Below are 7,128 nucleotides of genomic sequence, written 5' to 3'. Positions count from 1 at the left end.
GAATTCCTCGAGAGATCTCGCTGAGGTTTAGCGGCCAGTCAAGGCTATCTCGGAGAGACGCCTAGGTATTATAGGGTGTTGCGAAGCCAATGAACGTTATAGAAGCCGATCAATCCTTCGACACGGTACCAGGCATCTATGAGATCCTGCGGACTCGTATTGCGCTACTAGAGTATTCGCCGGGAACAAAGTTGTCGGAGAACACCCTCGCAGCTGAGTTCGATATAAGTCGAACACCACTTCGCAAAGTGCTTCAGCGCCTTGAGTTCGAACACCTCTTAGTGCGGTCTCAAGGTTCCTACACGACCGTAACGGACGTTGATGCCAAAACGCTCTGCCAGATATATGAAGTCAGAATGGTTCTGGCTGAGAATCTCTATAGATTTATAGAGTTGCCGATTCCTAGCGTGACCATTCGGTCGCTTCAAAGATTGTTTAATGAGGCGGAGCAGCTTAAGTCAAATCATGACGTTTATTTGCTAGGTAAGATACACCGAGAAGTCGAAGAGACGCTCGCGGAGACTATTTCAAATATCAGAGCGCGAGAGATAACGGAGAAACTTTACTTCGAAATTGGCAGAATCTGGCTCAGCTGCGTGCCGAAATTGGACTGGAATGAAGAAGTGGAACTTCTTTTGTCCGAACTTCGTGAACTGATTGCTGTACTACAGCGCGGCGATATTCGCGGCTTCGGGTTTCGTAGACGAAACCAGGCTGCGATGGCGTTTGATCGTATTTACAAGGTCATTTCGCGCGATGAAGCGCGGAGGGACTAATCAAGGGTCATAAAGCTCGACCAGCCTGAGCCCACTCTCCCGATTAATGTGATTCGCGGATTGTTAAAAAAAGCGGTAGGCCGCCTTCGCGGCCGCCACGGCGGCGAACGGCGAGCTTCTCCTCCCGATAAAGCCGGAACAGCTTCTTGTGGTTCATCGACCAGGCCCTCCCGCCTCAGCATCACCAGAAGACGCCGGTAGCCGAACCGGCGACGCTCCTGCGCGATCGCTTTCATCCGCTCGCGAACCTCGCGGTCGTCCGGCCTGCTGGTCTCGTAGGGAACCGTCATGCGGCAACAGCCGATGGCTTTACACGCCCGCCGTTCGCTCATCCCGAAAAGCCTTCCTTCAGGCGAGGCGACAGCTTTCCGCTTGGCCGCGGGCGTCACCATTAATGGGATGGTCCGCCCCGTCCTCCCGCAGCATCATCTGGCAGTCACACCAAAGGAGGTTGCAATGTCCCTACGCAATGCGCCGCGCCCTGCGGCAGTCTACGGAGTTGATATCGGCAAGAATATCTTCCACGTCGTCGGCACGGACAGCGGCGGGAGCCCGTCCAGCGAGCTCGCTTCCGACGCGACACGCTGCTGCAGTTCTTTGCGCGAGCAGCGCCGGCGATCGTCGGGATGGAATCGTGCGCAGGATCACAATGGATTGCCAGGAGACTGCAAGCGCTGGGGCACAAGGTTCGCCTGATCCCGGCGCAGTTCGTGAAGCCCTACGTGAAGTCAAACAAGAGTGACATTATCGATGCCGAGGCCATCGCCGAAGCGGCCACTCGGCCGACAATGCGGTTCGCTGCGATCAAGAGCGAGGAACAGGCTGACCTCCAGGCTCTGCATCGGGTGCGCGACCAGATGATCGGAACGCGAACTCGTCTCATCAACCAGATGCGGGCGTTTTGCCTAGAATACGGCATTGCATTGACACAGGGAGCGGGCCTGTTCAAGCTCGACTTGCCGCTGGTCCTCGACGATGCGTCGAACGACCTCTCGCCGGCGATGCGTAAACTGCTCACGGATCTGTTCGCCGACCTGCGCCGGCTGGAGCAGCGCATCGACGACGTGACGAGGGAGATCGCCGCGATTGCAGATCGAGAGGATATTGCCCGCCGGCTCATGACGATCCCGGGGATCGGAGCACTGGGCGCTACCGCACTTCTTGCGGCGGTCGGCAACGGACGTCAATTCCAGAAAGCCCGCGACCTGGCTGCATGGCTGGGCCTTGTCCCAAGGGAACACTCGACCGGAGGCAAGCAGAAGCTCCTCGGCATCAGCAAGCGCGGGAACCGCTACGTCCGCAAGCTCCTTGTTCATGGCGCGCGATCCTGCTTCCGACATCTGGACCGAACACGGGATCGTCTTGGAAGCTGGCTCGATGGCCTGCAGAGCAGAATGCACCCGAACAAGGCCGTTGTTGCACTCGCCGCCAAGACGGCGCGCATTGTCTGGGTTGTCCTGACCAAGCCGGGAGCGCTCTACGAACGCAGGGATCCTGCATTCGCCTGACCCTCTCGGCTCGATTGCAAGGCTCGGGAATAGCGATGACGAAACAGTGGATCAGCATGCCGTAAGCCCTGTGCAAAAAAGCGGGCTTCGTGCCCGAACCATTTATTGGGAACGGCGTGCGCGGATCTCATCATGGCCTGGCTGCAACAGCAGCCCACTCGCGAGAGGCCGGATACATTTATGCAACTGGAATCGTCATCGGCGATGTCGCGAACTCGTGCACGGACGGGGCGGACCATACATTCTTTCCCACAAGATCCTTCAACGCGGCATTGTCGAGCATGGCGTCGGCCAGAAGCCGCTTCAGCCGCGTGTTCTCGTCCTCTAGCGCCTTCAGTCGCCGAGCCTCGGAGACATCCATCCCGCCGAAGCGGGCCTTCCAGTTGTAGATCGAGGCGTCGCTGACCCCGTGCTTGCGGCACAGATCGGCAACCGAAACCCCAGCCTCGTGTTCCTTCAAAATTCCGATGATCTGCCCTTCAGAGAAGCGGCTACGTTTCATGTCCTGGTCCTCTCGACAGAACGAACTTCAAACCGGATTAGATCAGAGGGGCAAGGTCACACTATTGTCGAGTTTGTCGAAGCCGCGACACCGGGTGGCGCCGTCCCGATCTTGTACACTTCAGGTTAACTCATTGATCCAAAGGGAGGAACTGCCTTCGTGCGGCCTTGTGTCGGCAATTGGCATAACTCTTGCGTAACTTCAGACTGGGGCTGATGTATTTTGGACATGCCATCAGGTGGCTCAGTATATTTTATGAGGGGTCTATCGACATGCTTCGACGACTTCCAAGCAAGAACAAACCAGACGACCGCAAAAAGCGTACCATCATCGGTGCCGATCTTCCTGAAACGGAAATCTTCCGTGGCGACTTGTTGATACAGTCATTATCGGGGTTCCCGCGTTCGATAGGCTGCATGTACTACTATGATGATACAGGATCAGCCCTGTTTGAGCGGCTCTGCAAAGAGGACTCCTACTATCTATTCAGGGCCGAGCAGGAGATACTGGCGCAGTACGCCAAATCGGTTGCCAACATAACAGGCCCTGCCTCTATCGTCGAATTGGGGTCTGGAAACGCACAAAAAACGACGCTGTTGATTAACGCCTACGTGGAGAACCACGGCCCAACGTCTTATGCCGCTATTGACGTCAACCGTTCAATCCTGGAGAAAGCCGCCGAAAACCTCCTGTCGATGACACCAGATTTGAACTTTACGGGCATCATTGGGGTTTATCAAACCGGATTGGAACAGGCTGCCACCATCACAGGTCCAAAGCTTTTGGTTTGCCTCGGCGCCTCAATGGGAAACATGTACGATGATGAATTGCACGATCTGCTTCGCTCGGTGCGATCGTTGTTCGCTCCCGGAGACTATTTTCTAGTTGGTATAGACTTGGATAAAAACTCGGATGTCTTGGAAGCAGCCTATAATAATCAAAGTGCTATTCTGACCAACCTGTGCGTACTTCAGCATTTGAATTGGCGCTTCGATGGAAACTTTAATGTCTTCCAGTTTCGACATGTCGCATTTCACAATAAATCTCTCTGCCGAATGGAGGCCCACTTGGAGGCCATGCAGGCCCAATCCGTCAAGCTCAAGAAACTAGATTTCTCGTTTTGCCTAGAAGAAGGAGAGATGATTAGAACGGAGATCATGCGGAAAGTCAATGTGCATACATTTAACGAGATTGTCATGAAGCATGGCTTGAACCCGGTGCATCATTGGACGGATTATGAGCGGAGATACGCTATATGCTTGTACAAAATAGTTGATGGGTAGAAGAGTTGTTAATGCGCTATCTCGAGTTGGATGTGGCGAATATTTGTGGTTGCTGGTTTTGTGGGGAGAAAACATTCGAGCATTTTAGAGGGTTGCGATGTTCAAGGGCCGTCAGTTCGACCAATCAGTGATCGTGCTGTGCGTACGCTGGCGGCCTACAATCTGAACCTGCGGGATCTTGAGCAGATGATGGGCGAGCGGGGCATTGCAATCGATCACACCACTATCAACCGCTGGGCGCTTGGTTTCTAGCCCTTATTGCTGGAGCGCTTTAACCGGCGCGAGCGCCTGTCGCGCCATCGACAGTGTCGCCGACACTGTCGAATCCGCACCGGTAAGCAAGAGTTCGCAACAGATCCTACAAACAAATTTACAAACCTTCACGGCCCCAAATCGCTGACAATGCTAGTTCAGCGCAAAGTCTGAGGCAGACAGCTAGCTAGAAACAATTGATGCCGATTTACGCTCGGAGCGCTGCACAACACACAACGTCGGAGTCAAAGCCAATGGCACGAAGAGCGCTCATCCTGGTTGAAGGTCATAGGGGCATCGGTCTGCTATTCGTTCAAGCGGCCCTGCGTCTTGGACTTCATTCAATTACCCTGTCTGCCGATCCATCTCGATACGACGATCTTGCGGCGGAAAAGCTTGAGGCCGCAATCCGGGTCGATACAGACAATCTCGATTCGCTGATCCGCGCATGTTCCCGGATTGGAGCGACATATGACATTGCTGGCTTTTCGGGCAATTCGGTCTGTGCAACAGTTGGCAAGCTCTGCCGGCATTTCAATCTACCGGACCGGACCCAGCGTCCATCGAACCATACTGTGACAATTTCGTTCAACGACAAGTCCTCGCTGAGGCCGGCGTTCCAATTCGTGCTTATCGCTTGGCAGCAAATTCGACCGATGTTGAAAGCGCGGCCTCGGAGATCGGACCGCCCGTGATTGTTAAGCCAGCCGCAAGCGACGGCAGCGACGGTGTCCGGTTGTGCCGCACCGTGGATCAGATGTCCGAGGATACGACTTGTCTGTTGGGCGGCAAGCACAAATGGCGGTCCTCGCCTAGGAAACTCGTCGAAGGATTTGCACAAGGCCTCTTCTTTTGCGCCGACACAATAGGAAATGAGGTCATTGCGATTTCCGCCGGTGACTTCGGTCCGCCACCGCATTTCGTGTTTCGTCAGTTCGCCTTCCCGGCCCTGCTGACCGATACGGGCATCGGCGTATCGCCAATGTCTCACCGATCTGTTTGCGAGCTCTTGGCCTGGGCTCGGGGCCAACTTGCATTGAATCCCGGTGAACGAACCGTGGCCCAGTCGTCATTTATGTCATCGCCGCTTCACCCAGCCTTGCTCAGACCGAGGCGATACTTCAGCGTGCCGCCGGCCTAATCGATTGCTCGATCACCCCATTTTCGGCACTGGGCGAAGAGGAAAAGTCTGCGGGCGCGGCGGCGCCAGGTTAGAGGTAATCGTCGGGAAACTGCCAAGGAGAAGAGTCCGGGCTTTCGTTCCCTGCACAGAGCGCGTAGCTCCCAAGACCACGGAACCAAATCATTGCCAAATATTAGATAATGTGTTTTTCGCCAACAGGCAATGGGAGCGAAATTAAAACGATGAATAAAGTAACAAATAAAGTAACCAAGAAAAGTACCGATCAACGGCAGCGATATATGTACGACAACATCCGGCAGCGGATCAGTATCTTACATTATCCGCCGGGCATGATGATGAATGAGATGCAACTGGCGACTGAGTTCGGCGTCAGTCGCACGCCACTGCGGCGGGTTCTCCAGCAGCTCAGCTATGAAGGGCTCGTTGAGATCCGAAACGGAGTCGGTACGCGTGTCACCGACATCGACATGAAGACATTCAAAGACATCTATGATCTGCGGATTCTTCTTGCGGCGGCGATGGGATCATTGTCCCCGAACTGGGTCACGGATACGCACCGGGAAACCCATAATGACCTGATCGCGCGAGCCGCGAAACTTCGCCGCCAGCGGGACATTGAGGGCTACGCGCAGCTGTCTAACGACCTTGAGGCTCTGATCTGTGATCTTATTGGCAGCAAACCGATGCGCGAAATGACGAACCTGCTTTACTACCGGGTTGCCCGTATCTGGTACACCTTCATGCCGAATCTTAATTGGGACGACGTCGTGGGAGAACTGCTAGGCGAGCTAAAAGGCCTTTCCGACGCTCTGGCGTCCAATGACCTAGCCACATTCGGCAACGTCAGGGCGACATATCTGCGCAGGAGGCTTAAGAAAGTCAGCCGCTATATTTCAAGCGACTGAGGAGTGTGCGTGGCATCAAAATTCGATAACATCGCGTGATGTGGTGGTTAGACGTTCACCTCCGTCTTCGTCTACCAACACCGTGTCCGAAACGAAGTAGTCTCCTCGGCCGCACCCGAGCAACCAGGACAACTGGTGGAAAACCATATTGCGTTCCAGGATCATGTCGCTCTCGGGATGCATGCTGACAACACCGATTCCGCCGGTCCATGTCGGAGGGAATGCGATACCGACAGCGTAGCCGCAATGATGTCGGCGATAGTGCGTCAATCCGGCTTCGTCGATGACGGTTTGCCAAGCGTTGTAGACGTCGGCGCCGGTGGCGCCCGGGCGCATCGCCTCGAGAACACGGTCCTGTGCGGCAATGCAGATTTGCGCTATTTCCTGCGTACCCTCGGGCGCTTTTCCCGCGAATGCCAGCCTGCCCATCGGCGCGTGGTAACGGCCAACGCATCCTGCCATTTCCACAAAAAGCTGCTCGCCATTGCCAATGACGCGATCGGTCCAAACCTCGTGTTCATAGGGCAGCCGCTCGCCGGACCGGATGAACGGACCGAAGCCCACATACTCACCTCCGATTTCGAACATCCGTTTGTGGACCTCGGCTGCGATGGCCTGCTCGCTAATGCCCACTTTTGCGACGGAAAGCGCTGTCTCCATGATCGCGTCGGAAACGGCGGCGGCTTTTCGCATAGCGATAATTTCATGGTTGGACTTTACCAGGCGAAACCGCTCGACGAGCCCGGACATGTCAGCCC

At 55.2% G+C, this 7,128-nt stretch carries 4 protein-coding genes and 5 pseudogenes; 6 read left to right on the top strand and 3 right to left on the bottom strand.

Translation table 11 applies throughout. The features are described 5' to 3' along the window. Nucleotides 1-89 precede the first annotated feature (89 nt). On the top strand, nt 90-776 hold the full coding sequence (locus FCU66_RS34430; RefSeq protein ID WP_136622359.1) for a GntR family transcriptional regulator: 687 nt from the start codon (nt 90-92) through the stop codon (nt 774-776). Nucleotides 777-861: 85 nt separating this feature from the next. On the opposite strand, the pseudogene FCU66_RS34425 reads toward FCU66_RS34430, so the two are convergent. Further along, nucleotides 862-1,168: pseudogene (locus tag FCU66_RS34425) on the bottom strand (IS3 family transposase); the annotation flags it as partial. A 64-nt stretch (nt 1,169-1,232) separates the two neighbouring features. On the opposite strand from FCU66_RS34425, the pseudogene FCU66_RS34420 reads away from it, so the two are divergent. Further along, nucleotides 1,233-2,284: pseudogene (locus FCU66_RS34420) on the top strand (IS110 family RNA-guided transposase). Between the two features lie 238 nt (nt 2,285-2,522). On the opposite strand, the pseudogene FCU66_RS34415 reads toward FCU66_RS34420, so the two are convergent. Further along, nucleotides 2,523-2,786, bottom strand: a pseudogene (locus FCU66_RS34415) (transposase); the annotation flags it as partial. A gap of 272 nt (nt 2,787-3,058) precedes the next feature. On the opposite strand from FCU66_RS34415, the gene FCU66_RS34410 reads away from it, so the two are divergent. The 4 genes and pseudogenes from FCU66_RS34410 to FCU66_RS34395 all read left to right on the top strand — a co-directional run bounded on the left by FCU66_RS34410 (nt 3,059) and on the right by FCU66_RS34395 (nt 6,370). Then, nucleotides 3,059-4,069, top strand: a complete 1,011-nt coding sequence (locus FCU66_RS34410; protein WP_168992203.1) for an L-histidine N(alpha)-methyltransferase — start codon at nt 3,059-3,061, stop codon at nt 4,067-4,069. A gap of 97 nt (nt 4,070-4,166) precedes the next feature. Continuing rightward, nucleotides 4,167-4,318 (top strand): annotated as a pseudogene (locus tag FCU66_RS34405) (IS6 family transposase); the annotation flags it as partial. 257 nt (nt 4,319-4,575) lie between these two features. Next, nucleotides 4,576-5,461: pseudogene (locus FCU66_RS34400) on the top strand (ATP-grasp domain-containing protein); the annotation flags it as partial. A gap of 225 nt (nt 5,462-5,686) precedes the next feature. Further along, nucleotides 5,687-6,370, top strand: a complete 684-nt coding sequence (locus tag FCU66_RS34395) for a GntR family transcriptional regulator (protein ID WP_168992204.1) — start codon at nt 5,687-5,689, stop codon at nt 6,368-6,370. 15 nt (nt 6,371-6,385) lie between these two features. On the opposite strand, the gene FCU66_RS34390 is transcribed toward FCU66_RS34395, so the two are convergent. Further along, a partial coding sequence (locus FCU66_RS34390) for a M24 family metallopeptidase (RefSeq protein ID WP_136625471.1) occupies nt 6,386-7,128 on the bottom strand: 743 nt, incomplete at its 5' end.

It is taken from the genome of Mesorhizobium norvegicum, from assembly GCF_004919685.1.
Classification (GTDB): domain Bacteria; phylum Pseudomonadota; class Alphaproteobacteria; order Rhizobiales; family Rhizobiaceae; genus Mesorhizobium; species Mesorhizobium norvegicum.
The sequence above is the reverse complement of the archived record's forward strand: the minus strand, read 5'-3'. Positions and strand labels throughout refer to the sequence as shown.

Coding starts and splice junctions, on each gene's coding strand:
- FCU66_RS34430 (WP_136622359.1), top strand. CDS start 90: ATGAACGTTATAGAAGCCGATCAATCCTTCGACACGGTACCAGGCATC.
- FCU66_RS34410 (WP_168992203.1), top strand. CDS start 3,059: ATGCTTCGACGACTTCCAAGCAAGAACAAACCAGACGACCGCAAAAAG.
- FCU66_RS34395 (WP_168992204.1), top strand. CDS start 5,687: ATGAATAAAGTAACAAATAAAGTAACCAAGAAAAGTACCGATCAACGG.